23 protein-coding genes, 2 tRNA genes and 1 pseudogene are annotated in these 23,934 nt (G+C 67.6%); 11 read left to right on the top strand and 15 right to left on the bottom strand.

The window, feature by feature from the left end; genetic code table 11:
• Positions 1-32: 32 nt before the first annotated feature.
• Genes B8W67_RS12865 through B8W67_RS12855 form a run of 3 tightly spaced genes read right to left on the bottom strand, consistent with a single transcriptional unit; the run spans position 33 to position 4,731 of the window.
• Positions 33-1,184, bottom strand: coding sequence for an acyl-CoA dehydrogenase family protein (locus B8W67_RS12865; protein ID WP_085304362.1), 1,152 nt, complete (start codon positions 1,182-1,184; stop codon positions 33-35).
• On the bottom strand, positions 1,181-3,175 hold the full coding sequence (locus B8W67_RS12860) for an acetyl-CoA carboxylase biotin carboxylase subunit (protein ID WP_085304360.1): 1,995 nt from the start codon (positions 3,173-3,175) through the stop codon (positions 1,181-1,183). The genes B8W67_RS12865 and B8W67_RS12860 overlap by 4 nt, the downstream gene beginning before the upstream one ends.
• A 5-nt stretch (positions 3,176-3,180) precedes the next feature.
• Positions 3,181-4,731: a carboxyl transferase domain-containing protein gene (locus B8W67_RS12855; RefSeq protein ID WP_085304358.1), complete on the bottom strand. Its 1,551-nt coding sequence runs from the start codon at positions 4,729-4,731 to the stop codon at positions 3,181-3,183.
• 80 nt (positions 4,732-4,811) lie between these two features.
• Here B8W67_RS12855 and B8W67_RS12850 point away from each other — a divergent pair, with 80 nt between their 5' ends.
• Together B8W67_RS12850 and B8W67_RS21530 are read left to right on the top strand one after the other, a co-directional pair.
• Positions 4,812-5,426: a TetR/AcrR family transcriptional regulator gene (locus B8W67_RS12850; RefSeq protein ID WP_085304384.1), complete on the top strand. Its 615-nt coding sequence runs from the start codon at positions 4,812-4,814 to the stop codon at positions 5,424-5,426.
• 69 nt (positions 5,427-5,495) lie between these two features.
• The gene (locus B8W67_RS21530) at positions 5,496-6,257 is read left to right on the top strand and encodes an MmpS family transport accessory protein (protein WP_163796996.1); all 762 of its coding nucleotides are present in this window, start codon (positions 5,496-5,498) and stop codon (positions 6,255-6,257) included.
• Here the strand turns inward: B8W67_RS21530 and B8W67_RS12840 are convergent.
• Positions 6,232-7,566: an MFS transporter gene (locus B8W67_RS12840; RefSeq protein ID WP_085304354.1), complete on the bottom strand. Its 1,335-nt coding sequence runs from the start codon at positions 7,564-7,566 to the stop codon at positions 6,232-6,234. The two genes, B8W67_RS21530 and B8W67_RS12840, sit on opposite strands and share 26 nt — an antisense overlap.
• A gap of 35 nt (positions 7,567-7,601) precedes the next feature.
• Between B8W67_RS12840 and cmrA the strand changes: the two genes are divergently transcribed.
• Positions 7,602-8,408 carry a mycolate reductase gene (gene cmrA / locus B8W67_RS12835; protein WP_085304352.1) on the top strand — a complete coding sequence of 269 codons (807 nt, stop codon included), beginning with the start codon at positions 7,602-7,604 and terminating at the stop codon, positions 8,406-8,408.
• A gap of 13 nt (positions 8,409-8,421) precedes the next feature.
• Here the strand turns inward: cmrA and B8W67_RS12830 are convergent, their stop codons facing one another.
• Positions 8,422-9,948 carry a helicase HerA-like domain-containing protein gene (locus B8W67_RS12830; RefSeq protein ID WP_085304350.1) on the bottom strand — a complete coding sequence of 509 codons (1,527 nt, stop codon included), beginning with the start codon at positions 9,946-9,948 and terminating at the stop codon, positions 8,422-8,424.
• Between the two features lie 129 nt (positions 9,949-10,077).
• On the opposite strand from B8W67_RS12830, the gene orn reads away from it, so the two are divergent.
• The 4 genes from orn (at position 10,078) to B8W67_RS21315 (ending at position 11,389) form a co-directional block, all read left to right on the top strand.
• Positions 10,078-10,725 carry an oligoribonuclease gene (gene orn / locus B8W67_RS12825; protein WP_069393575.1) on the top strand — a complete coding sequence of 216 codons (648 nt, stop codon included), beginning with the start codon at positions 10,078-10,080 and terminating at the stop codon, positions 10,723-10,725.
• A 39-nt stretch (positions 10,726-10,764) separates the two neighbouring features.
• A tRNA-His gene (locus B8W67_RS12820) sits at positions 10,765-10,840 on the top strand.
• 85 nt (positions 10,841-10,925) lie between these two features.
• Positions 10,926-11,201, top strand: coding sequence for a hypothetical protein (locus B8W67_RS20565; protein WP_133056108.1), 276 nt, complete (start codon positions 10,926-10,928; stop codon positions 11,199-11,201).
• Positions 11,202-11,203: 2 nt separating this feature from the next.
• Positions 11,204-11,389: a hypothetical protein gene (locus B8W67_RS21315; RefSeq protein WP_234806749.1), complete on the top strand. Its 186-nt coding sequence runs from the start codon at positions 11,204-11,206 to the stop codon at positions 11,387-11,389.
• Positions 11,390-11,754: 365 nt separating this feature from the next.
• Here B8W67_RS21315 and B8W67_RS12810 read toward each other — a convergent pair whose 3' ends face one another.
• The 6 genes and pseudogenes from B8W67_RS12810 to B8W67_RS12785 all read right to left on the bottom strand — a co-directional run bounded on the left by B8W67_RS12810 (position 11,755) and on the right by B8W67_RS12785 (position 18,363).
• On the bottom strand, positions 11,755-11,949 hold the full coding sequence (locus B8W67_RS12810) for a hypothetical protein (RefSeq protein ID WP_133056107.1): 195 nt from the start codon (positions 11,947-11,949) through the stop codon (positions 11,755-11,757).
• 257 nt (positions 11,950-12,206) lie between these two features.
• Positions 12,207-13,112, bottom strand: a complete 906-nt coding sequence (locus B8W67_RS12805; protein ID WP_133056106.1) for a hypothetical protein — start codon at positions 13,110-13,112, stop codon at positions 12,207-12,209.
• 161 nt (positions 13,113-13,273) lie between these two features.
• Positions 13,274-13,426, bottom strand: a pseudogene (locus B8W67_RS12800) (IS3-like element ISGmo1 family transposase); the annotation flags it as partial.
• Positions 13,427-13,655: 229 nt separating this feature from the next.
• Complete coding sequence (locus B8W67_RS12795) at positions 13,656-16,553, bottom strand: MMPL/RND family transporter (RefSeq protein ID WP_085304346.1); 2,898 nt, start codon at positions 16,551-16,553, stop codon at positions 13,656-13,658.
• Positions 16,550-16,975 carry an MmpS family transport accessory protein gene (locus tag B8W67_RS12790; RefSeq protein WP_069393579.1) on the bottom strand — a complete coding sequence of 142 codons (426 nt, stop codon included), beginning with the start codon at positions 16,973-16,975 and terminating at the stop codon, positions 16,550-16,552. Before B8W67_RS12790 ends, B8W67_RS12795 begins: the two co-directional genes overlap by 4 nt.
• 167 nt (positions 16,976-17,142) lie before the next feature.
• Positions 17,143-18,363: a L,D-transpeptidase gene (locus B8W67_RS12785; RefSeq protein ID WP_085304344.1), complete on the bottom strand. Its 1,221-nt coding sequence runs from the start codon at positions 18,361-18,363 to the stop codon at positions 17,143-17,145.
• A gap of 210 nt (positions 18,364-18,573) precedes the next feature.
• Here B8W67_RS12785 and B8W67_RS12780 point away from each other — a divergent pair.
• A tRNA-Lys gene (locus B8W67_RS12780) sits at positions 18,574-18,649 on the top strand.
• A 97-nt stretch (positions 18,650-18,746) separates the two neighbouring features.
• Here the strand turns inward: B8W67_RS12780 and B8W67_RS12775 are convergent.
• Together B8W67_RS12775 and B8W67_RS12770 are read right to left on the bottom strand one after the other, a co-directional pair.
• On the bottom strand, positions 18,747-19,598 hold the full coding sequence (locus B8W67_RS12775; protein WP_234793994.1) for a glycoside hydrolase family 16 protein: 852 nt from the start codon (positions 19,596-19,598) through the stop codon (positions 18,747-18,749).
• 103 nt (positions 19,599-19,701) lie between these two features.
• Complete coding sequence (locus B8W67_RS12770; RefSeq protein WP_069393600.1) at positions 19,702-19,929, bottom strand: DUF3618 domain-containing protein; 228 nt, start codon at positions 19,927-19,929, stop codon at positions 19,702-19,704.
• A gap of 106 nt (positions 19,930-20,035) precedes the next feature.
• On the opposite strand from B8W67_RS12770, the gene bcp reads away from it, so the two are divergent.
• The 3 genes from bcp (at position 20,036) to B8W67_RS12755 (ending at position 22,088) form a co-directional block, all read left to right on the top strand.
• Positions 20,036-20,503 carry a thioredoxin-dependent thiol peroxidase gene (gene bcp, locus B8W67_RS12765; protein WP_069393581.1) on the top strand — a complete coding sequence of 156 codons (468 nt, stop codon included), beginning with the start codon at positions 20,036-20,038 and terminating at the stop codon, positions 20,501-20,503.
• Between the two features lie 78 nt (positions 20,504-20,581).
• A complete protein-coding gene (locus tag B8W67_RS12760; RefSeq protein ID WP_085304342.1) occupies positions 20,582-21,055 on the top strand; it encodes a VOC family protein in 474 nt (157 codons plus the stop codon).
• A gap of 52 nt (positions 21,056-21,107) precedes the next feature.
• Entirely contained in the window at positions 21,108-22,088 is a 981-nt protein-coding gene (locus B8W67_RS12755) for a sigma-70 family RNA polymerase sigma factor (protein WP_069393601.1), read from the top strand.
• Between the two features lie 18 nt (positions 22,089-22,106).
• On the opposite strand, the gene B8W67_RS12750 is transcribed toward B8W67_RS12755, so the two are convergent.
• Together B8W67_RS12750 and acpS are read right to left on the bottom strand one after the other, a co-directional pair.
• Complete coding sequence (locus B8W67_RS12750; RefSeq protein ID WP_069393582.1) at positions 22,107-23,450, bottom strand: dipeptidase; 1,344 nt, start codon at positions 23,448-23,450, stop codon at positions 22,107-22,109.
• Between the two features lie 43 nt (positions 23,451-23,493).
• Positions 23,494-23,886 (bottom strand): holo-ACP synthase AcpS, encoded by a 393-nt coding sequence (acpS, locus tag B8W67_RS12745; RefSeq protein ID WP_069393583.1) that lies wholly within the window; start codon positions 23,884-23,886, stop codon positions 23,494-23,496.
• Positions 23,887-23,934 lie beyond the last annotated feature (48 nt).

Here is a 23,934-nt window from a genome sequence, read left to right as displayed (position 1 = left end):
CGTGTCGCCGTGACGCCCGGTACGGGAACGGGTCAGGAGATTCCCATCTGGCGGGCGATGATCATTAGTTGCACCTCGGTGGTGCCCTCGCCGATCTCGAGGATCTTGCTGTCGCGGTAGTGGCGGGCGACGGTGTATTCGTTCATGAACCCGTACCCGCCGTGGATCTGGGTGGCGTCACGGGCGTTGTCCATGGCGGCCTCGGCGGCCACAAGTTTGGCGATCGCGGCCTGCTTTTTGAACGGCTTTCCGGCCAGCATCAGCGCAGCGGCGTCGTAGTAGGCGGTGCGCGCGGTGTGAGCGCGGGCCTCCATCCGGGCCAGTTTGAACTCGATCGCCTGGTAGCGCGCGATGGGTCGGCCGAACGCCTCGCGCTCCCGCGCATATTTGACGCTCTCGTCCACGCACCCCTGCGCCACCCCGGTCGACAGCGCCGCGATCGCGATGCGTCCCTCATCGAGAATCGACAGGAAGTTCGCGTAGCCGCGGCCCCGCTCGCCGAGGAGGTTCTCCGCCGGAACCCGCACGTCGGCGAAGGTCAGCGGATGGGTGTCCGAGGCGTTCCACCCGACCTTGTTGTAGGGCGGCTCGGCGGTGAAGCCGGGGGTGGGCACCGGCACCAGGATCGCCGAGATCTCGTTCTCTCCGGTCACGGCGGTGACGGTGACCACCGTGGTGATGTCGGTGCCGGAGTTGGTGATGAACTGTTTCGACCCGTTGATCACCCACTGGTCGCCGTCGAGGCGCGCGGTGGTTTTGGTGGCGCCCGCGTCGCTGCCGCCACCGGCCTCGGTCAACCCGAACGCTCCCAGGGCGCGCCCGCTGGTCAACGACGGCAGCCACTGCTGTTTTTGGTCCTCGGTGCCGAACCGGTAGATCGGCATCGCTCCGAGGCTGACGCCGGCTTCCAACGTGATCGCCACGCTCTGGTCGACCTTGCCCAACTCCTCCAACGCGAGGCACAGCGCGAAGTAGTCGCCCCCCATGCCGCCGTACTCTTCGGGGAAGGGCAGCCCGAACAGGCCCATCTCGGCCATCTGGGCCACCACGGCGTAGGGGAAGGTGTGGTCGGCGTCGTGGCGGGCGGCCACCGGGGCAACGACATCGCGGGCGAACTCGCCCACCGTGCGGGCAAGATCGCGGTATTCATCGGGAAGCGTCGCGGTGGAAAGGAATTCGGTCATACCGTCTCGGGCTCCTCGTGTTCGGTTGTCGTGGTGATGCGGGCCAGCGGCTGCCCCACCGTCACCTGCTCGCCCGCGGCGGTGAGCAACTCCACCAACCCGTCGACCGGCGCGGTGAGCGCGTGTTCCATCTTCATCGCCTCCACGGTGACCACCACCGTCCCGGCGGTCACCGTCGCCCCGTCCTCGACGGCGACCGCGACCACCGATCCTGGCATCGGGCTGCACAGCTCGGCGTCGCCATCGAGATCGTCGTCGGGGCGGGCCGGGGCTTCGCGTACCGGTTCGACGACGGCGGTCAGCCCGCCGCCGGTCACCCACAGCGCGGTGTCGGTCCGGTCCACCCGGAAACGGTGCCGAACCCCGTCGACGGTGAGCACCAGATGATCGGTGTCGCTTTCCGCGGTCATCGTCCGGGGCTGCCCATCGCCGACGCGCACGCTCGCCGCGTCGGGGGTGCCGGTGAGATACACATGGTCGATGCGCTCCCCGGCGCGCAGTCGCACGGCCGTCGGCGCCGGAGCCCCGATGCGCCACCCGGTGGGCCGGGCCCAGATGTCGTCGCCGGCGGCGGCCCACCGCTGCAGCCAGGGCCACACCGCCGCGGCGATCAGATGCTCGTCGTCGACCGGTGCAGCGACGAAGTCGGCGGCACGGCGGTCCAGCAGCCCGGTGTCGAGGTGACCGGCGACGACGTCCGGGTCGGCCAGCAGGAACCGCATGAACTCGATGTTGGTGATCACCCCGGGCACCGCGGTGTCGGCCAACGCCTGGTCGAGTCGGCGCAGCGCGCCCGCGCGGTCCTCGGCATGGGCGATGACCTTGGCGACCATCGGGTCGTAGTCACTGCCGATGACGGTGCCGGCACGCACACCGGAGTCGATGCGCACCCCCGGCCCGACCGGGTCGATTGCGGCCAACACCTCTCCCCCGGTGGGCAGGAAACCGCGTGAGGGGTCTTCGGCGTAGACCCGCGCCTCGATCGCATGCCCGCGGGTGACGATCTCGTCTTGGCGGGCGGTGATCGGCTGGCCCGCTGCGATCCGCAGCTGCCATTCGACGAGGTCCCATCCGGTCACCATCTCGGTCACCGGATGTTCAACCTGCAGACGGGTGTTCATCTCCATGAAGAAAAATTCATCCGGCCGGTCCGCGGAGACGATGAACTCGACCGTGCCGGCACCGGTGTAGGCGACGCTGCGGGCGGTGTCACAGGCGGCGGCACCGATCCGCGCCCGGGTGGCCGCGTCCAGCAGCGGTGACGGCGCCTCTTCGATCACCTTCTGGTGACGGCGCTGCAGACTGCACTCCCGCTCCCCCAGGTGCACCACGGTGCCGTGGGCGTCGGCGAGCACCTGCACCTCGATGTGTCGCGGGCGCAAGACGAATCGTTCCAGAAACAGTGTGTCGTCACCGAACGCCGCCGCGGACTCCCGACGTGCCCCGGCCAGGGCGTCGGCGAGTTCCGCCGGGTCCGACACCAAACGCATGCCTTTACCGCCTCCCCCGGCGGAGGGTTTGATCAGCACCGGATAGCCGATTTCTGCAGCAGCATCGGTCAATTCGGCGTCGGACAGTCCGGGTCGGGCGATCCCCGGCACCACGGGAACGCCGAATTCTGCGACCGCGGCCTTGGCGGTGATCTTGTCGCCCATGGTCTCGATGGCCGCCGTCGGAGGGCCGATGAAGACCACGCCGGCGTCGTGTAGGGCGGCAGCGAACTCAGCGTTCTCCGACAAGAATCCGTAGCCGGGGTGGACGGCCTGGGCTCCGCTGCGCCGGACCGCCTCGAGGATCGCTGTGATGTTCAGATAGCTCTGCCGCGCCGGCGCCGGCCCGATGCGCACGGCCTCGTCGGCTTCGGCGACGTGGCGGGCGCCCGCATCGGCGTCGCTGTAGACGGCGACCGCACGGATCCCCATGGCCTTGAGGGTGGCGATCACGCGCACCGCGATCTCGCCGCGGTTGGCCACCAACACCGTGTCGAACATCGCCCTCACATCCGAAAGACGCCGTAGGAGACCGGATCGAGCGGGGCGTTGGCGGCCACCGACAGAGCCAGCCCCACCACCGTGCGGGTGTCGGCCGGGTCGATGACCCCGTCATCCCAGAGTCGGGCGGTCGAATAGTACGGGTTGCCCTGCTGTTCGTACTGCGCGCGGATCGGTGCTTTGAACTGCTCCTCTTCCTCGGCACTCATCGCCCCGCGCACCGTCGCCAGCACAGAGGCGGCTTGCTCACCGCCCATCACCGAGATCCGCGCGTTGGGCCACATCCACAAGAACCGCGGGGAGTAGGCGCGCCCGCACATGGAATAGTTCCCCGCACCGTAGGATCCGCCGATCACCACGGTCAGCTTGGGTACGCGGGCGCAGGCCACGGCGGTCACCATCTTCGCGCCGTGCTTGGCGATACCGCCGGCCTCATAGTCACGCCCGACCATGAACCCGGCGATGTTCTGCAAGAACAGCAGTGGCACTACGCGCTTGTCGCAGAGTTCGATGAAATGCGCTCCCTTGAGCGCCGACTCGGAGAACAGCACGCCGTTGTTGGCGACGATGCCGACGGGATGGCCGTGGATGTGGGCGAATCCGGTCACCAGACTCGATCCGTACTCGGCCTTGAATTCCTGAAACTCGCCACCGTCGACGAGCCGGGTGATGACCTCGTGAACGTCGTAGGGGATGCGGGGATCGACCGGCACGACATCATAGAGTTCGGTCTGCTCGCAGATCGGATCGACGACAGGAACCGTCTGCCACGGCCGGGGTTCGCCGGGGCCGAGTGTGGCGACGATACGGCGCACGATGCGCAACGCATCGCGGTCGTCGTGGGCCAGGTGATCGGTGACACCGGAGACCTTGGAGTGCAGGTCCCCACCACCGAGGTCCTCGGCGCTGACGACCTCACCGGTGGCCGCCTTCACCAGGGGCGGCCCACCCAGAAAGATCGTGCCCTGGTTGCGCACGATGACCGCTTCATCACTCATCGCCGGCACGTAAGCACCACCGGCGGTGCAGGATCCGAGCACCGCCGCAATCTGGGCGATACCCGCAGCACTCATCGTCGCCTGGTTGTAGAAGATCCGGCCGAAATGCTCGCGGTCGGGGAAGACCTCGTCCTGGCGCGGCAGGAATGCACCTCCGGAGTCGACCAGGTAGATGCACGGCAACCGATTCTGTGCGGCGATCTCCTGGGCCCGCAGATGTTTCTTCACCGAGATCGGGTAGTAGGTGCCGCCTTTGACGGTCGCGTCGTTGGCCACGATCATGCATTCGCGTCCCGAGACCCGGCCGATTCCGGTGATGATCCCGGCACCGGGACATTCGTCGTCGTAGAGCCCGTCGGCGGCCAGCGCGGCCACCTCCAGGAACGGACTGCCCGGATCGAGCAGACCGTCGACCCGGTCGCGGGGCAGCAGTTTTCCGCGTTCGACGTGGCGTGTGCGCGCACGGTCGGAACCGCCGCGCGCGGCAACGGCGAGCTTCTCCCGCAGCTGCGCGACCAGGCCCTGGTGCGCCTCCCGGTTCGCTGCCGACGACTTCATGGTGTGGTCCTGCCGATGCCGGTGACTGATGATCGATGGTATGTTAATCGAGATTAACTGAAGTGTCCAGGGAGTCCGTGATGGCCGACGCCGCAACTCCGACCCGCCGCAGCCGAGAAAAATCCGACCGGCGCGGCCAACTGCTGGCCGCCGCCGAGCAACTCTTCGCCGAACGCGGTTTCACGGCGGTGCGCCTCGAGGACATCGGTCGGGCCGCCGGTGTCAGCGGGCCGGCGATCTATCGGCACTTCCCCAACAAAGAGGCACTGCTCGTGGCGTTGCTCGGCGGTGTCAGCGATCGGCTGCTCGACGGTGCCCGCACGGTGCTGTCGGCCGGCCACGATGCGGCGACGACGCTGGAGTGCCTCATCGACCGGCATCTGGATTTCGTGTTCGCCGCACCGCGCATCATCGAGATCCAGGACCGCGACCTGGCCCACCTGCCCGACACCGAGCATCGCCGGATTCGGCGCGCACAACGCCGCTACGTCGAGATCTGGGCGTCGACCCTGCGTGGTCTGCACAGCGCTCTCACCGAGTCCGACGCGCGGCTGATGGCACACGCGGCGTTCGGTTTGCTGAACTCCACTCCGCACGGGGTGCCGTCGACGCAACCACGCGCCGCCGATGCCCGCCGTGCCCGGGAGATCATGCGCGCGATGACCGTGGCGGCCCTGACCGCGCCGCGGCGTTGAGGGCGGCTACCGGCCGGTGAGGCCATGCGCTCGCGGCGCGCAGGTAGTCTGGCCATCCATGAGGTGGGTGTGAGCGGTCCATACCAGCGCAGCGGCCCCGGCTACGATGCCGGTCCGCCACAGTGGGCTGACCCCACGGTCGTCGACTATCCGCTGTATCCCGACGCGGCCTACGCCGGTGAGCAGCTGCCGCCGACCGCCGGCTACACCGCCCCGGGTGTGCCGATGCCGCCGGTGCCGCCCACCCGGTCCTGGCAGCCCCCGCCGGGCGGGCCGTCGCCGGCTGAACCACCGCCGCCGGAACCGCCGGGGACACCACGGTGGCTGTGGCTGTTGACCGGGGCGACCGTTCTGTTGGTGTTGGGGCTGGTCGTCGCCCTCCTGATCAACGGGTCCTCGGAGTCCGACCGCACCGCAGCACCCTCGCTGACCCCCACCCTCGCGCCGTCCTCGCCGGTACCCACGGTTCCGCAGCGCCCCCAGCTGCCGACCCGGACCTCCCCGGCGCCCACGCCGTCGTCGCCGACCAGCCCGGCCCCGTCGACCTCGACCCCGCCGTCGGGCGCGACACAAACGGTGGACTACCAGGTCTCCGGCAGCGGTACGGCGCTGAGCATCGCCTACATCGACAGCGGCGGGGTGTTGCAGACCGACTTCAACGTGACATTGCCGTGGAGCATGCAGGTCAGCCTCGACGCGTCGGTATCCGATGCCGCGATGGTCACGGTGATCACCGCGGGCAGCCAGGTGACGTGCTCGCTCAGTGTCGACGGCGAGCAGGTGCGCCAGCACAGTGGCGCGTTCCTCACGGTGTGCGCTGCGGCCGGTTGAGTCCCGGCGTCCGTACCGCACTCATCGCCACCATGCCCGCAGCCAACACCGCGCACAGCCCACCGAGCCCGGCGCGTTCGCTGGCGAAGACGTCGACGAACACCGAGAACAGCCACGGGGCCAGGAAGGTCGCCGCCCGCCCGGTCATGGTGTACAGCCCGAACGCGACGCCTTCCAGACCGTCGCCGGCCATGCGCAACAGCAGGGTGCGCGATGCGGACTGGGTGGGTCCGATGAACAGGCAGAGCACCAGCCCACAGACCCAGAACACCGCCGGGCCCGACGATGCCAGCAGGATGAGGCCGACCACGATCATCGCGGCCAGCGACCCGACGATGATCGGTTTCGACCCGACGCGGTCATCGAGGAGACCGCCGGCGACCGCGCCGATGGCGGCGACGACCGAGGCGGTCCCGCCGAACAGCAACACGTCGGCCGATGAGATGCCGTAGACGTTGACTCCGAGCACCGCACCGAACGCGAACACCCCGACCAACCCGTCGCGGTAGACCGCGCTGGCCACCAGGAAGTAGACCAGGTGCCGGTCGCGGTGCCACTCGGCGCGCAAGTCGGCGGCGAGTTTGCGGTATCCGGCGAGCAACCCCAGTCGCGGCGGGACCGGTGATGTCGCGGGGTCCGGTGTGGCGGGGTTGAGGTGATGGGCACTGACCAGCAGCGGCATCGCGAAGACCGCCAGCCACGCCGCGGCGAGCAGCATCGCCATCCGCACGTTGTGCCCGCCGGCGGTGCTCAGTGCCAAGAGTCCGCGGGTGTCGCCGTCACCGGCGAAGAACCCGACGTAGACCACCAGCAGCAGCACCACCGCGCCGGCGTAGCCGGTGGCCCAGCCGAACCCGGAGACCCGCCCGGCGGTGGCCGGGGTGGATACCTGACGCAGCATCGCGTTGTAGGGCACCCCGGCCAGGTCACCGCACGCCGCCGCGGCCGCCAGCAGCGCCAATCCCGCGAGCAGATACGCCGGGTCGGCGCGGATCTGGCTCATCGCTGCCGTGAGTCCCACTGCCAGGGCGGTGAGTGCCGTCAACGCGGCGCGGCGCCGGTGCGGCGCCTCGACGAAGACCCCGATCCCCGGTGCCAGCACCGCGACCACCAGGCCCGCGATGGTCATGGCGCGACCCAGCCAACTGGCCGAGACCGTGGCCCCCGGATGCTCGGCGCCGACGGTGCTGGTCAGATACACCGAGAACACGAACGTGACCACGATCGCGTTCAGTCCGGCCGAACCGGCGTCCCACAACGCCCAGGCGACCACCCGGGCGGGATGCGGCCGCGCCCCCGGGTTGCCCATGTCGGCAAACTTTAGGCTCTGTTTAGGATCGACGCATGCCCGTCCCCACCCCCAGTCCGGATGCCCGCGCCGTCGTCACCGGCGCCTCGCAGGGAATCGGTGAAGCACTGGCCACCGAGTTGGCGGCCCGCGGCCACCATCTGATCATCACCGCACGGCGCGCAGAGGTGCTCGAGGCGCTGGCGAACCGGTTGACCGACCGCTACGGGGTCACCGTCGAAGTCCGCGCCGTCGACCTGGCGGATCCGACCGCGCGCACCGGCCTCCTCGACGAACTCGGGAAGAGGCCCATCTCGATCCTGTGCGCGAACGCCGGTACCGCCACGTTCGGTCCGGTGTCGGGACTGGATCCGGCCGAGGAACGCGCTCAGGTGCAACTCAACGCGGTGGCGGTCCACGACCTGGTGTTGGCGGTGCTGCCCGGGATGCTGGCTCGCAAGGCCGGCGGGATCCTGATCTCCGGGTCGGCGGCGGGCAACTCCCCGATCCCCAACAACGCCACCTACGCGGCGAGCAAGGCGTTCGTCAACACGTTCAGCGAGTCGCTGCGCGGCGAGTTGAAGAAGAGCGGGGTGCACGTCACGTTGCTGGCTCCCGGACCGGTGCGCGCCGAGGCGCCCGACCCCGCGCAGGCATCGTTGGTCGACAAGCTGGTGCCGGATTTCCTGTGGATCTCGGTGGAGCACACCGCCAAGCTCTCCCTGGATTCGTTGGAGCGCAACAAGATGCGCGTCGTTCCCGGGGTCACGTCCAAAGCGATGTCGGTGGCCGCCGGGTATGTCCCGCGGGCCATCGTCGCCCCGATCGTCGGCAGCTTCTACAAAAAACTCGGCGGCGGCTGAGCCGGGCCTGCGGTCAGCGCCGGCGTCGGGTCTTGGTGGTGCCGCCGACGCGGCGTGCCAATTCCCGGCCCAGAATGGTGGCCAGGGTGGTCAGGAACGCCTTCATCGCGCGGCTCTCCATCATCCGGGCGAACCAGCCGGGCTTGTCCGGGACCGGCCGCTGCAGCGACCCCTCCGGCGGGGTTTCGCGACGATCGAGCCGCTCATAGGCCGAATCCCGGTCGATGGTCTCGCCGTATCGCGCCTGCAGGCTGCTCGATTGCGCGGCCTGCCGGATGGCGTCCTCACCGATCGCGGCCATCAGCGAGCGCGGCGCGCGCAGCCGGGTCCACGCGACCGGGGTGGGCGCGCCCGTCTCGGAGAGGACGGTGATCACCGCTTCACCGATCCCCAGTGAAGTCAGCGCCGATTCCAGGTCGTAGACCTTGGTTTTCGGGTAGGTCCGCACCGTTTTGCTCAGCGCCTTCTGGTCGTCAGGGGTGAAGGCTCGCAGCGCGTGCTGCACGCGCGCGCCGAGTTGTGAGAGCACCGCGTTGGGCACGTCGGTGGGAAGCTGTGTGCAGAAGAACACCCCGACGCCCTTGGAGCGGATGAGTTTGACGGTCTGCTCGACCTGGTCGAGGAAAGCTTTGGAGGCGTCGGTGAACAGCAGATGCGATTCGTCGAAAATGAAGACCAGTTTGGGCTTGTCGACGTCGCCGACCTCCGGCAGCAGAGTGAACAGGTCGGCGAGGACCCACATCAGGAACGTGGAGAACAGCACCGGGCGGCTGGCCTGGTCCCCCAGCTCGATCAAGGTGATGACGCCGTGTCCGTTCGAATCGACCCGCAGCAGGTCTTTGGGATCCAGTTGGGGCTCACCGAAGAAGGTGTCTGCGCCTTCGGCCTCCAGGTTGACCAGCGCTCGCAGGATGACCCCCGCGGTCGCCTTGGACACCCCGCCGATCCCCTTCAGGTCGGCTTTGCCGGCGTCGCTGGTGAGATGGCTGATCACCGCCCGCAGGTCTTTCAAGTCCAACAGCGGGTAGTCGTTCTGGTCGGCCCAGTGGAAGATCAGTCCCAGCGTGGACTCCTGAGTGGCGTTGAGACCGAGCACCTTCGCCAACAGGATCGGGCCGAAGCTGGAGATCGTGGCGCGCACAGGCACCCCGATGCCCTCGGTGCCCAGCGACAGGAACTCCACCGGGAAGGCCGTCGGCGCCCACTCGTCGCCGGTGTCGCGCGCCCGCGCGGTGATCTTCTCGCCGCTTTCGCCGGGTCGCGCCAGCCCGGACAGATCGCCTTTGATGTCGGCCATCAGGACCGGAACACCCGCCGTGGACAGCTGCTCGGCGATCACCTGCAGGGTCTTGGTCTTTCCGGTACCGGTCGCCCCGGCCACCAGCCCGTGGCGGTTGAGGGTGGCCAGCGGGATACGCACCGGCGCATCCGGGTCGACGGTCCCGTCGACGACGATCGTGCCCAACTCCAACGCCGCGCCCTCGGAGGCGTACCCGGCTGCGATCCGCTGCGCCTCGCCAGCGGTCGATTCAGTACTCATTGACCCGTGTCCTTGATCGTTCTCGTGATCGCTGTGCTGGTGCCCCGACGCCGGGACAACCGAGAACATTACTTGGCCGCGGGCGGCCGCCGGCGCGGCAGCGGCTAACGTGGGCCTACTGTGAGTGCAATGCGCGACGAGCTGGTCTGGATCGACTGCGAGATGACCGGTCTGGATCTGAGCTCAGACAAACTGATCGAGATCGCCGCGGTGGTCACCGACAGCGACCTGAACGTGCTCGACGAGGGCATCGACATCGTCATCCACGCCGACGACGCGGCGTTGGAGTCGATGATCGACATCGTCACCGACATGCACACCCGCTCCGGGCTGATCGAGGAGGTCCGCGCCTCCACCGTGGATGTGGCGACTGCGCAGCAACAGGTCCTCGATTATCTGCGCAAACACGTCAAACACGCCAAGACGGTGCCGCTGGCGGGCAACTCGATCGCCACCGACCGCGGTTTCATCGCCCGTGACATGCCCGAGTTGGACGCTTTCCTGCACTACCGGATGATCGACGTCTCCTCGATCAAGGAGCTGTGCCGGCGCTGGTATCCGCGGGTGTACTTCGGTCAGCCCGCCAAGGGGCTGGCCCACCGCGCCCTGGCCGATATCCGCGAGTCCATCCGGGAGCTGCAGTTCTACCGGCGGACCGCCTTCGTCGCCGCGCCGGGCCCGTCTACCAGCGACATCGCCGCGGTCGCCGGGCAGCTCGGCGCCCCGGCGGACGCACCGGGCAAAACCGATTCGGCCCCCGGGCACCCCAACGGCTAGTATGGGGAGCCGCTGCCGGGCAACCGGTCGGCGGCGATGGTGGCTGTAGTTCAGTTGGTAGAGCACCAGGTTGTGATCCTGGATGTCGCGGGTTCGAGCCCCGTCAGCCACCCCACGGTAGAAACCCTGCCTGACCTGCACAGGCGGGGTTTCTTTTTGCCTGACTCGGGTGTCCATCCTTCAAAGACCGCATTGCGCAGATGGCCTATGCGGAGTACGGGATACCACAAAACACGGTGAAGACCTGGGTCGATGTAATCAGAGGTAAGAGCGGTAAAGAGGTGTTTCGCGACGACACCGCCTACAGCCCTCGGCGCACCATCATGTTTACATGGATTTCAACGGAACCGAATGAGTTGTGGATTCTTTCCGGAGACATCGGAACCTTCTATGTCACGCGCGAGTCCGACGGAAACTGGGTGAAACAGCACGCAACAGATGTTCCTGAAGAGATCAAAGCCCTGCGCGGATACTGAGGGTGAGCAAACGAATCGTCGCTGCGCTGTTGGCAGTGACGTCAGTTCTCGCGGGCTGCGTGATCAACCGCGCCGATCACTTGAACGACAAGCGGATCATCGAACCCGACAACCCACAGCCCCCACAGCCTTCCCCTTCGGGGCAATACACTGCCTACGCCGAATGGGGCCGGATGAGAACACCGTGAAGACGACTACGCCTACAGCACGAGGCACGGGGTGATGATCACCTGATTATCCACGGAGCCCAACCAACTTTGGATCTATTCGGGTGATGTCGCGGTGACCCGTGTGTCGCCGGATCCGAGTGGTACGTGGGAGAAGGTACCCGTACGACGTCAAGATGTACCGAGCGAGATCAGCGAGTTGTGGCGGCACCCGTCGCGCACATGACCGTTGGCGGCCGGTGCTCGTTTCGTCGGGCGATCCGATTTGACCGCAATGAAAGTGATCCAGTCGCGTTGTGATCCCGCGCGGCAATGGAGGCTGGGCCAGGGCCGGAAAGCTGTCGGGTGGGTGCGGGTCCGCGACGACGGCGAATACATCTACACGCCTAACTTTTCGCTCGCGACAGCTCGAACGCGTCAGCAGTCGTCCGGCACATCTGCGCCATGCGCTCGAACCTCCCGCCGACCGTCTTTAACGCCGACACCACCGCCTCGTGGGCACCGGCCAGACTCGCTGCGGTGGAGAACCCCGCCAAACCCGACGACACCGCTGTCGAATCGGGGACGGGGAGTCCGGTCACGGCGGTGTTCTCCGCGCTGATCCGGTCAGCGCCGCCCCGCACGTTCGCCGGGGTGATCTTCAAACGCCTGCCCCATCGGGCGCTCCCCTTCTCGTCGCGGCTTGTTGAGAGTCTAAGCCAGCGTCCAGTCCACTGCCCATGGTCACGGTTTTCTCATGAGCGTCACATTGAATCACGGCTTGACCTGGGGTTTGCATCGTCCCGATGCGGCGACGGTGGTGTGAGCGACCACGGCGGATATCGTGGAACGACGTGCCTCACAAGTCCTTCGGGAAGACCGCCCGCCACATCTCTCGTAGCGTGTCCGGGTAGCTGGGCATCGGCTCATCGTCGTCAGTACGCCGCTCCTTTCGCCACCGACATTTCAATTCCTTCCCGATTTCTTTCATTTGTTCCCGATATCCTGGAACAGTTTCTACATCGGATGCGGTCCACCTCTGGAAATAGTCGCGTTCGCGAAACCCTTCGCCGTGCAGTCGAAACCCTCTATGAAGTTGAATCCTGGTTGCCCATCGAACAAAAATGACCCAGAAAGCGACAACGCCCACGTAGACTTCGCTTATCGGCACCGCGAACTTGAGAACGAAATCGTACACGTCGTAAAGGTTCGATGGCACGAATCGGCGTATGAACGCGGCTAGAACGCTTGCCCACTTGATGCTGAACCAAGCGAATGCCACAAATATGATCACGGACAACCATGGTAACCATAGGGAAAGCTCACTAACGATCTGCTTGTAGACATAGCATAGGAAAACGATAGTAACCATCATGAGAAGACCGATAAGGAGCATAACTGCCCAAAGCGCCAGACGGTCGATGGCCCAGGCAATATTGATGAACCGCCATGCCCCAGGAGTATCCCCATGAGCCAAGTAGTACTCGTGCAATGCGCGCATCATTAGGTCGAAGACCTGCTGTGCCATAGTGTTGAGAGCGCCAATCGCAATAATCGCGATCGGGATATTCACGGCAAAGACCCATATAATTCTGTGAGTCTTCACGTTCCGAGCACGCATTTTCCATGATTTCTTAATTTCTTTGTCGTGTGCGCGAAGAGTTGCAACGTTCCCAGGCAATCGCAAACCGAGCACCGTGTCGCCACGCGCACCACGGGCCTTCTTGGGGTCAGCATGTCCGCTGACTGCATCTGGTTCGATCATGGCGTGAGCGTAAAGCCGGGGTGTGACAACTCCCCCGCACCTCGGGCCTACAGGTCGGATCGGCTCGAAGATGGGATGTCGGTACGGCGTTCTAGTCTGCCAAGGTGACCGACTACCTATCCGCCGAGGCGACATGGCGCGGGCAGTTCTGGCTGCCGACAGATGACCGTGGCCAGGTATAGCCAGCCCTGGTCGGTCTTCAAATAGGTGATGTCACCGACGAGGTGCGTGGCGGGCACCGGCGGCCGGAACCGGCGCCGCAGCAGGTCAGCGCGGGTGTCGGCATCGGCCGAGGCGATCGTGGTGCGTTTGAACCGCGGGGCTGGATCCCGGCGATGCCCAACTCAGCGATGATCTTGCCGATAAGCCACAACGATGCCCGGTGGTCTTCGGCGAGCAGGTCGGCCTGCAGGCGCCGCGCGCCGTGCCATCGTTGCACCGGCGATTCAGACCGTGCTGACCACCGGCGAAAGCACCGGCCGCCGGCGGTGACCGATGCGTCATCCAGCTGTTGCGCGCACGGTTTATCGCCTGCCGATCGCCTCAGGTCGTGTCGTCGACCCCGGCCGCGTGTGGGGCGCTCTCGCCGAGCAGTGCACGCACCAGCGGGCGCGGGCCGTAGGGCCGCAGCATGGCGCTCGCCGGGCGGGGTCGCACCACCTGCGGCCACCAGAACCAGCGGCCCAGCAGTGCGGCCATCGACGGGGTCATCAGCGAGCGCACGATCAACGTGTCGAACAGCAACCCGATCCCGATGGTGCTGCCGGCCTGCCCGATCGAGCGCAGATCGCTGGCGACCATCGACATCATGGTGAAGGCGAACACCAGCCCCGCGGCGGTGACCACACCGCCGGTGCCGCCCATCGACCGGATGATGCCGGTCTTGAGCCCCGCCCCGATCTCCTCCTTGAATCGCGACACCAGCAGCAGGTTGTAGTCCGAGCCGACCGCGAGCAACACGATCACCCCGAACACCGGTGTGATCCAGTTCAACTCGAGCCCGAGGATGTGCTGCCACACCAGCACGGAGAGCCCGAACGCCGCACCCAGTGACAGCACCACCGTGCCCACGATCACCAATGCCGCCACCAGGGAGCGGATGATGACCAGCATCACGATGAAAATCAGTGTCAGTGCCGCCAATCCGACCAGCACGATGTCGTAGGTGGATCCGGACTGAATATCGTTGTAGATGGCCGCGGTTCCGGTCAGAAAGAATTTGGCGTCGGCCAACGGGGTGCCCTTCACCGCATGGCGGGCGGTCTCCAACTCCGGTTTGACCGAGGCGATCCCGGCCGGGGTGGCCGGATCGGCGTCCAAGGTGACGAAGAACCGCGCCGCCGTGCCGTCCGGGGACAAGAAGATCTCCAGGCCGCGTTGAAAGTCCGGGTTGTCGAAGGCTTCCGGCGGCAGGTAGAAGTAGTCGTCGTTCTTCGCCGCGTCGAACGCCTGCCCCATGGCGGCGGCCGTGTCGGTCATCCGCTCCATCTGGGTGACCATCCCGTCGAAGCTGCTGTGCAATGTCAGCAGGGTGCCCCGCATGGTCCTGGCGACGGCGATCATCGGCGCGAATTCTGCGGTCATCTGGTTGACCACGGTGTCCATCGCACCGACGTCGCCGATCAACGTCGCCATGTTCTCGCTGAACCGGTCGACGTCGTCGAAGGCGTCGAAAACCGATCGCGTCGACCAGCACAGCGGAATGTTGTCGCAGTGCGGCTCCCACACCAGGTAGTTGCGCACCGGTCGCCAGAACTCGTCGAAATCGGCGATGTGGTCGCGCATCTCGTCGATGGTGTTCTGCATCGTGCCCATGTGGTCAACCATGTCTCCGGTGGTGCCGCCCATCGTCGCGACCAACGACTGCAGCCGCTCCATCGAGCCGATCATGGTGCCCAGATCGTCGCTCATCGTGAGCATGTCGGCCATCCGGTCCTTCATGAACTGAAGGTTGGCGGTGATCGGCAGCGACTGCATGCTGATCTGGAACGGGATCGAGCTGTGTTCGATGGGCCCACCCAGCGGTCGGGTGATGCTTTGCACCCGGGCGATTCCGGGCAGCCGGAAGATGTCCTTGGCGATGCGGTCCAAGATGATCATGTCCGCCGGCGTGCGCATGTCGTGGTCGGCTTCGATCATCAAGATGTCGGGATTGAGTCTCGCGGCGGAGAAATGCTGCTCGGCGGCGTCGTAGCCGACGTTGGAGGGCAGATCCGAGGGGATGTAGTAGCGGTCGTTGAAGCTGATCTTCATCGTCGGCATGATCAACACCCCGATGACGACCGTGACCAGCGACGCCGCGAACACCGGTGCGGGCCACCGGACCGTGGCGGTGCCGATCCGGCGCCACCGGTGCGCGGAGGCCTTGCGGCGCGGCTCGAGCAGCCCGAAACGGCTGCCGATCGCGATCACCGCGGGCCCGGCGGTCATCGCCCCGGCGATGACGATCAGCATGCCCAGCGCAGAGGGCAGCCCCAGGGTCTTGAAGTAGTCCAGACGGGCCAGGTGCAGGCACGCCGTCGCTCCGGCGATCGTCAGACCCGACCCGACGATGACGTGCGCCGTTCCCCGGATCATCGTGTAATACGCGGTCTGCGGGTCCTGTCCGGCTTGGCGCGCCTCCTGGTAGCGGCCGATGAGAAAGATGGCGTAGTCGGTGCCCGCGGCGATCGCCAACGACGACAGCAGGGCGACCACGAACGTGGAGAACCCCAGCAGCCCGTAGTCACCGAGCAGCGCCACCACCCCGCGGGCGGTGCCCATCTCGACACCGACCATGACCAACGCCAGCGCCGTGGTGCTCACCGACCGGTAGGTGATCAGCAGCATGACGATGATGACGACGCCGGTGACGCCCATCATCGTGAACATGCTCTTGTCGGCGGCTTCGGTCATGTCCGCGGTCAGCGCGGCCGGTCCGGTCACGTGCACCCGCACCCCGGGCGGGGGCGTGGTGTCGTCGACGATGTGGCGCACGGCGTCCACCGACGCGATGCCTAACGTGCTGCCCTGGTTGCCGGCCACGTTGACCTGGGTGTAGGCGGCCTTGCCGTCGGCGCTCTGCACTCCGCCGGCGGTGACGAGGTCGCCCCACAGGTTGTGCACGTGTTGCACGTGGGTGGTGTCGTCGCGTAGGCGGGCCACCAGGGTCTCGTAGTAGCGCCGCGCCGTCTCGCCGAGTTCGTCGTCGCTTTCGAGGACGATCATGACGATGCTGTCGGAATCGGACTCGCCGAACTTCGCGCCGATCTGCTTCGCGGCGATCACCGCGGGGGCGTCCTCCGGCGACATCGACACCGCGTGCTCACGGGCGACCGCCTCGATCTGCGGGACGAACACGTTGACCGCGACCGTCAGCAGCACCCAGCCGATGAGGATCGGCCAGGCCAGGGCGCGCATCGCGCGCATCAGCCGAGACGGGGGCAGCTCGGGCCCGCTCATGCCGCTTTGACCAGACAGGAGGTCTGGGCGCTGCGCCCGGTGGCCGAGCGGTCGTCTTTGACCACGCCGTTGACCGTGATGCGGCAGCCGAGTGCGGAGCTGTCGCCCTGGGCGACGATCTGCGCGACCACCACCGGCAAGGTGGTGCTCAGGGTGTGCGTCCAGGGCAGGGTGGAGAACCGGTCGGAACGGTTCTCACTGCGCTCGTCGAGGTAGCTCACCTTGCCGACGGTTCCCGGCGGACCGTAGACCTCGTAGCGCACCTCTTTGACGTTCACCGAGACGATCGCCTCGGTCCCGGTCGGCTGGGTGAACACCGGGTCGGAGCCGAACAGGGCGCGAAAATGGGTCACACCGAGTGTGCCGAGCATGACGGCCACCGCCACCAGCAGCGGAATCCACCCCCGCTTGAGGACTGTCATCACAGCCGGCCCCTTCCACCGTCGTCGCCCACCCGTCGGGCAATACCGTGAATACTATACCCCGTAGGGTATCGAGGAGGGCCGACGGCGCCCACGTGATCCGTTGGGGAGATCCTCAGCGCGGGACGGTCGCCGGGCGCGGCCGACGGGTTACGGTGTGCGGCGGCTCAGGCGTTGGCGTTGCCGGCGCGCCACTGGGACCACGGGATGTTCCAGTCCCCCAACCCGTCGGTGCCCGGCAGCGTCGGGCCGACGGTGTTGACCACCTCGACGAGGTCGCCGCGCTTGGTGTGGTCGTAGAACCAGATCGCGTCGTTCGGGCTGACATTCAGGCAGCCGTGGCTGGTGTTGGTGTTGCCCTGGGCACCGATCGACCACGGCGCCGAATGCACGTAGATCCCGCTGTAGGACATCTGGGTCGCCCAGTCCACCTCGGTGCGGTAACCGTCGGGCGAGTTCACCGGGACCCCGTAGGTCGACGAGTCCATCACCATGTGCTCGAAACGCTCACCGACGATGTAGACGCCGTTGTCGGTCGGGGTCGCGTCCTTGCCCATCGACGTCGGCATCGTCTTGACCACCTCGCCGTTGATCCGCACCGTGATCATCTTCGTCTTGTCGTCAGCGGTGGCGATCACCTTGTCGCCGATGGTGAACTCGGTGCTCGCGCTGTCCTGGCCGAACACCCCGTCACCGAGGTCAACGCCGTAGGTGTCGACCTTGACGCTCACCGTGGTCCCCGGTTTCCAGTAATGCTCCGGGCGCCAGCGCAGTTCGCGGTTGCTCAACCAGTAGAACGCACCTTCGACCTCCGGTTCGGTGGTCACGGTGATCGCCTTCTCGGCGGCCGCCCGGTCGCTGATGTTCTCGTCGAAGCGGATCATCACCGGTTGGCCGACACCGACGACCTCACCCTTGCTGGGGTAGGCGTAGGGCATCGCGAGGTTGGCCGGCGAGTGGGTGCGGAAGCTCAGCTTCTTCGTCGTCGCGCCCGCCAGTCCCAGCGCGGTCGCGGTGACCGTGTAGCGCTTGTTGTAGCCCAGCGGTTCGCTGGTGCTCCAGATCCGGCCGTCCTTGCTCAGCTCCCCGTCGACCTGGGTGCCGTAGTCGTTGACCATCGTCACCGACCCCAGCACGCCGTCCTCGGCGGTCACCTCCACCGGCGTATCGACGGCGACGTCGACATCCCCGTCTTTGACGCTCGCGGTGAGCTTGGGCACCAGCAGGTCGTCGTACGGGGTGCCCTTGTCGGAGATGATCTCCGTCGGTGCCGGCGAGGAGTCCCCGCCGCATCCGCTGAGACCGAGGACCAGAAGCGGCAGCAGCACCGCGGAAATCAGAGCGATTCGCGTCCGGCGCCGCCGCACCCGGGAAACGAACTGACCCATGCCCTGCTGTCCCTTTCACTACCGTGTCCCCGCCGCGCCGGACCGCCCCGGCTCGACGCCGAGGGGCTGGTTCCGGATTGGCCCCCACCGGGCTCCAGTCTAGGGCCCGACGCTCCGGTTTCCCGACAACGCTGTCGCTCCGGGGTGGGGATCAGGCGCACCGAATTTCGTGGTGTGGCGCCTTGCCTGTTATTCTCTCACACGCAGTTCGCGCCGTTAGCTCAGTTGGTAGAGCAGCTGACTCTTAATCAGCGGGTCCGGGGTTCGAAACCCTGACGGCGCACCATGAAAAAATCCCCCACCGCGGTGGGGGATTTTTTTCCTCTGCCGCCCCGACAGTGACAAGGGTCACCGTCGCCGGGGCGGCGCGCCGGGGCGAGTCGCTAGAAGACCCGCACCCAGTCGACCAACATTTCAGCGGGGTAGTCGCCCCCGGCGGGGTCACCGCCCCCGGAGCCGGCGACGGCCAGGTTCAGCACCGGGAACATGGTGTAGCCGGGGTTGTTGAACGGCCAATCGTCGATGGAGAACGCCGGAACCTCGAAGTAGGGCTCCTTGCCCGGGGCGTAGTCCTGCCAGAAGTACAGGCCCCGGTCGGTCCAACTCACCCGCCACAGATGCCAGTCGCCGTCCACCGGGAACGGGTGGGTCGCGAACGAGGTGCCGTCGGGGCGGGCGTGCACGGTGGTCCCCGAAGGCCATTCGCCGTTGCCGTACCACTCCATCAGGTCGATCTCACCGCCGACCTTGGGGTCGTCGCTGTTGGACAACCACCAGGCCGGCCAGCACCCCGCGGTGAGGCAGTTGAGCTTGATGCGGGCCTCCCAGGTGGTGCCCATCCCGCCACGCCAGTTGCCCTGCACCTTGCCGCTGACGTACTTGCCGTCGTCGTTGCGGGTGGCCCGGATGACGAGGTTGGAGTTGCCGTCGACGAAGACGTGCTCGCGGTCGTTGCGGTACTGGCCCATGTTCTCCGGGCGGTCCCAGAAGACCGGGTTCTTGATGGTCTCGCGGGCGGTGGCGATCGACCAGTTGGCCGAATCCGGCGCCGACCCCGCGGGACCGTCGAACTCGTCGAAGAACAGCAGGCTGGGGGCCGCGCCGGGCGGCTCGGCGGGCAGTGGCGCCGCCGGGGCCTGGGGTCGGGCGGGCTGCGCCTGCGCACGGGGGGCGGCCAACGCGCCCGCACCCAGTAAACCCAGACCCGACATCAGCATCATGTTGCGACGATTGATCTCTTGCACAGCTAGACCATAGAGCCTCATCCGGCCGATCTGTCAAAACAGGCCCCGCTCGGGCCGTCGTGTTGGCCGCCCCGCCCGCGGGACGCCCCTGTGATCAGCGGTTACGGATTTTGCGGACGGTCACCACCACAACCAGCGCCCCGACGCCGGCCAGCGAAACCGTCACCACGGGCTTTTTGACGATGCGCAGTGCGGTCGCCTTGAGGTCGTCGGCGAGGCGACGCGGGTTCGCCCGCTCGGCGAGCAGGTCCACGGTCGACGCCAACTGGTCGCGGGCCTGATCGATGTCCTTTTTGATGGTGTCGGGATCACGGTCCGCCACGGTCACCTCCGCCTTGTCCGCCATAGTCAGCTTGATGGCTCGATCCGCACTACCCTAGAACAGCGGCGCCGACTGGGGTGCCGTGGGGAACAGAAAGGGAGTTGCCTTGACCCAGCGGCTACAGCCCGGGGACACCGCACCGGCCTTCACATTGCCCGACGCCGACGGCAACTCTGTGTCGCTGGCCGACTACGCGGGACGGCGGGTGATCGTGTACTTCTACCCGGCGGCCGCCACCCCCGGTTGCACCAAGCAGGCCGGTGATTTCCGTGACAACCTGCGCGAACTCAACGCCGCGGGCCTCGACGTCGTCGGCATCTCCCCGGACAAGCCGGCGAAGCTGGCGACCTTCCGCGACGCCGAGGCGTTGACCTTCCCGCTGCTGTCGGATCCGGACCGCACCGTGATGACCGCCTGGGGTGCGTTCGGCGAGAAGAAGCTGTACGGCAAGACCGTGCAGGGCGTGATCCGCTCGACGTTCCTGGTCGCCGAGGACGGCACGATCGCGACCGCCCAGTACAACGTGCGGGCCACCGGCCACGTCGCCAAACTGCGCCGCGACCTGTCGGTGTGATTCGGTAGCGCCTACCCGCACAGTTTCGGTGGCCGGCGAGGTCGGTATGGGAAAGCACCGACGACAAGGAGCCCACCCATGCCGATCACCCGCCTGAGCCTGTGGTTCGACACCGAGGCGCTGGAGGCCGCCGAGTACTACGTGTCGATCTTTCCCAATTCGGCGATCACCGCCGTCTCCCACTGGGGCCCGGAGGATCCCGACCGGGACGGCAGCCCGCTGGAGGTGGTGTTCGACCTCGACGGGCGCGGATTCTCGGCGATCAACGGCGGCCCCGGCTACACCTTCGACCAGGCGGCCTCGATCCAGATCTACTGCGCCGACCAGGCGGAGGTCGACTACTACTGGGACGCACTGTCTCGGGGCGGTCAGCAGATCCAATGCGGGTGGCTCACCGACCGCTACGGGTTGCCCTGGCAGGTCATCCCGAACCGCCTGGCGGAGTTGATGGTCGATCCCGACCGCGACCGCGTGCAGCGGGTCAAGGAGGCGATGTTCACGATGGTGAAACTCGACGTCGCCGCCCTGGAGGCCGCCGCGGCCGGCGGGTGAGCGGACCGTCCTTGTGCTGGTCCTCACCGGCACAAGCCGGTACCGTCAGCAGGTGTCCGTCTCGCCGCGACTCGACGATCAAGGCCGGCTGGCGGCTCTCGCGCCGTTTCGCCGGGAGATCAGGGCGCACTGCTACCGGATGACCGGGTGTGTGCACGACGCCGAGGATTTGACGCAGGAAACCTATCTGCGGGCGTGGCGCGCGTTCGGGGATTTTGACCACCGGTCGTCGCCGCGCACCTGGCTGTATCGGATCGCGACCAACGTGTGTCTGACCCATCTGGGGCAACGACCGCGTCGTCCCCTGCCGACCGGGCTGGGCGCCCCGCCCGCCGATCCGCGGCGCCGCCCCGACGGCGACGGGGCCACCGCGTGGCTCGAACCGATCCCCGACACGTGGCTGTGGACGGCGGCACCGGTCGATCCCGGTGAGCACACGATCAGCCGTGACTCGGTGCGGATCGCGTTCATCGCCGCGTTGCACCACCTGCGGTCCCGTCCCCGCGCCGTGCTGTTGTTGCGCGACGTGGTGGGCTGCACAGCCCGCGAGGTCGCCGAGACGTTGGGCATGTCGGTCGCCGGGGTGAACTCGACGCTGCACCGGGCCCGCGCCCGCCTCGGCGCCGTCGACGCCGCGACGGTGCCGGCGCACCCGGAGAGCCCCGCCGACCGGCGACTGCTCGACGCCTACCTGGACGCGTTCGAACGCTATGACATGGCCGCCCTGGTCGAGGTGTTGGCCGCCGACGCGGTGTGGGAGATGCCGCCGTTCCCGGGCTGGTACCGCGGTGCCGCCGCTATCGTCACCGTGATCGCCACCTGGTGTCCTGCCCGCGGCCCCGGCGACATGATCCTGCGCCGGACGGCGGCCAACGGGCTGCCGGTGTTCGCGGTCTACCTGCGCGGCGCCGACGGGGTGCACCGGGCCTTCCAGGTGCAACAACTTCACACCGGACCCGACGGTGTCGGCCGCGTCACCGCCTGGTTCGCCCCGGAGTTGTTCGCCGCGTTCGGGTTGCCGGCGACGCTGTGACGACGCCCGTCGCCGCCCTCAGCGGCGCGCCGCGCCCAACTCGGCCAGCAGCAGCGCCTCGGCGATCGCCGCCCGTTCCAGCACCCCCAGATGCAGGCTCTCGTCGACGCTGTGCGCCCGGGTGGCGGGATCTTCGACGCCGGTGACCAAAATCGCGGCGTCGGGGAAAGCGGCGGCGAACTCGGCGAGAAACGGGATCGACCCGCCCATGCCCATGTCCACCGGCTCGGCCCCCCACGCCCGGCGGAACGCGCTGCGGGCGGCGTCGTAGACCGGTCCGGTCGCCGCGATCGCATACGGCTGCCCGAGTTCGCCGTCGGTGACCGTCACGCGGGCCCCCCAGGGGGCGTTGTCCTGCAGGTGGCGCCGCAGGGCGGCGAGGTGTTCGGCCGCGTCGCCGCCGGGGGCGACCCGCAGGCTGATCTTCGCCCGGGCACTCGGGATCAAAGTGTTGGAGGAGGCCGCGATCGGTGTGGTGTCGATCCCGATGACGGTGATCGCCGGTTCGGCCCACAATCGTTGCGGTATGGGACCGGAACCGATCTCGCGGACCCCGTCCAGCAGGCCGGCCTCGGTGCGCAGCCGCTCGGCCGGGTAGTCGGGGAAGGCCCGCCCGGGCTCGGCGCGGTGCAGGCCCGCCACCGCGACATCGCCGTCGTCGTCGTGCAGGCTGGCCAGCAGCCGTACCAGCGCGGCGAGCGCGTCGGGCACCGCCCCGCCCCACAGCCCGGAGTGCAGGCCGTGCTCCAGGGTCGACACCTCCACCTCGCAGTCGACCAGGCCGCGCAGCGACACGGTGAGCGCCGGAACCTCGACACTCCAGTTGTCGGAGTCGGCCAACACGATCACGTCGGCGGCCAGGGCGTCGCGATGGGCGGCCAGGATCCGGCCCAGCGACGGTGAGCCGGACTCCTCTTCACCCTCCACGAAGACGGTCACCCCGACCGGCGGTTCGCCGTGGTGGGCACGAAATGCGGCCAGGTGCACGGCGATTCCGGCCTTGTCGTCGGCGGCGCCGCGGCCGTAGAGACGCCCGTCGCGTTCGGTCGGCTCGAACGGCGCACTGGCCCAGGCCGCCCGGTCGCCTTCGGGCTGCACGTCGTGGTGGGCGTAGAGCAACACCGTCGGCGCCCCCGGCGGGGCCGGGTGGTGGGCGATGACCGCCGGTGCGCCGCCTTCGGCGACGATCTGCACCTGCGCGAACCCGGCGGCACTGAGCAGCTCGGCCACCGTCGCCGCGCTGCGGTGCACTTCGGCACGGCGCGCCGGGTCGGCCCAGACCGACTCGATGCGCACCAGGTTCTCCAGGTCGGCGCGCACCGCGGGCAGCACGGCGCGCACCCGCTCGGCGATCCCGCTCACCGCGGGCCCCGGGGTGAGCCGGGCGGCGGGTGCGCCACCGCCACTACAGGATTTCCAGGATCGCGACCGCGGCGGCGGTGTCGTTCTCGTGGGTCAGCGACACGTGGATGGTGACGTCGGCCAGATGTTGGGCGATCTCGCCGGTCAGGCGAACCCGAGGCCGACCCCACATGTCGGTGACGACCTCGATGTCGCGGTGGATCGCCTCCGGCAGCACCGGTTTCTGGGCGAACCGCGAGCCCGACCAGGCCTTGATGACGGCCTCCTTGGCCGCCCAGCGGGCCGCCAGGTGCCGGGCCGCCGAGGAACTCTTGTCCGAGGCGTCCCGGCGCTCACCGGGGGTGAAGGTCTCGGCGAACACTGTTCCGGGCTGATCGACCTGTTCCGCGAAGTCCGGGATGCTGACCAGGTCGATCCCCACGCCGACGATGCTCATGCCTGCGCTCCTGCTTGCCTGCGCTCATCTTCGGGGACCATAGCCGCT

This window comes from Mycolicibacillus koreensis, from assembly GCF_002104795.1.
Taxonomy (GTDB): domain Bacteria; phylum Actinomycetota; class Actinomycetes; order Mycobacteriales; family Mycobacteriaceae; genus Mycobacterium; species Mycobacterium koreense.
This window is presented reverse-complemented; position numbering and strand designations above follow the sequence as displayed.

Coding starts and splice junctions, on each gene's coding strand:
- B8W67_RS12855 (WP_085304358.1), bottom strand. CDS start 4,731: ATGAAGTCGTCGGCAGCGAACCGGGAGGCGCACCAGGGCCTGGTCGCG.
- B8W67_RS12830 (WP_085304350.1), bottom strand. CDS start 9,948: ATGAGTACTGAATCGACCGCTGGCGAGGCGCAGCGGATCGCAGCCGGG.
- B8W67_RS12865 (WP_085304362.1), bottom strand. CDS start 1,184: ATGACCGAATTCCTTTCCACCGCGACGCTTCCCGATGAATACCGCGAT.
- B8W67_RS12850 (WP_085304384.1), top strand. CDS start 4,812: ATGGCCGACGCCGCAACTCCGACCCGCCGCAGCCGAGAAAAATCCGAC.
- B8W67_RS12795 (WP_085304346.1), bottom strand. CDS start 16,553: ATGAGCGGGCCCGAGCTGCCCCCGTCTCGGCTGATGCGCGCGATGCGC.
- acpS (WP_069393583.1), bottom strand. CDS start 23,886: ATGAGCATCGTCGGCGTGGGGATCGACCTGGTCAGCATCCCGGACTTC.
- B8W67_RS12860 (WP_085304360.1), bottom strand. CDS start 3,175: ATGTTCGACACGGTGTTGGTGGCCAACCGCGGCGAGATCGCGGTGCGC.
- orn (WP_069393575.1), top strand. CDS start 10,078: ATGCGCGACGAGCTGGTCTGGATCGACTGCGAGATGACCGGTCTGGAT.
- B8W67_RS12805 (WP_133056106.1), bottom strand. CDS start 13,112: ATGATCGAACCAGATGCAGTCAGCGGACATGCTGACCCCAAGAAGGCC.
- cmrA (WP_085304352.1), top strand. CDS start 7,602: ATGCCCGTCCCCACCCCCAGTCCGGATGCCCGCGCCGTCGTCACCGGC.
- B8W67_RS12840 (WP_085304354.1), bottom strand. CDS start 7,566: ATGGGCAACCCGGGGGCGCGGCCGCATCCCGCCCGGGTGGTCGCCTGG.
- B8W67_RS12785 (WP_085304344.1), bottom strand. CDS start 18,363: ATGGGTCAGTTCGTTTCCCGGGTGCGGCGGCGCCGGACGCGAATCGCT.
- B8W67_RS12760 (WP_085304342.1), top strand. CDS start 20,582: ATGCCGATCACCCGCCTGAGCCTGTGGTTCGACACCGAGGCGCTGGAG.
- B8W67_RS12790 (WP_069393579.1), bottom strand. CDS start 16,975: ATGACAGTCCTCAAGCGGGGGTGGATTCCGCTGCTGGTGGCGGTGGCC.
- B8W67_RS20565 (WP_133056108.1), top strand. CDS start 10,926: ATGGCCTATGCGGAGTACGGGATACCACAAAACACGGTGAAGACCTGG.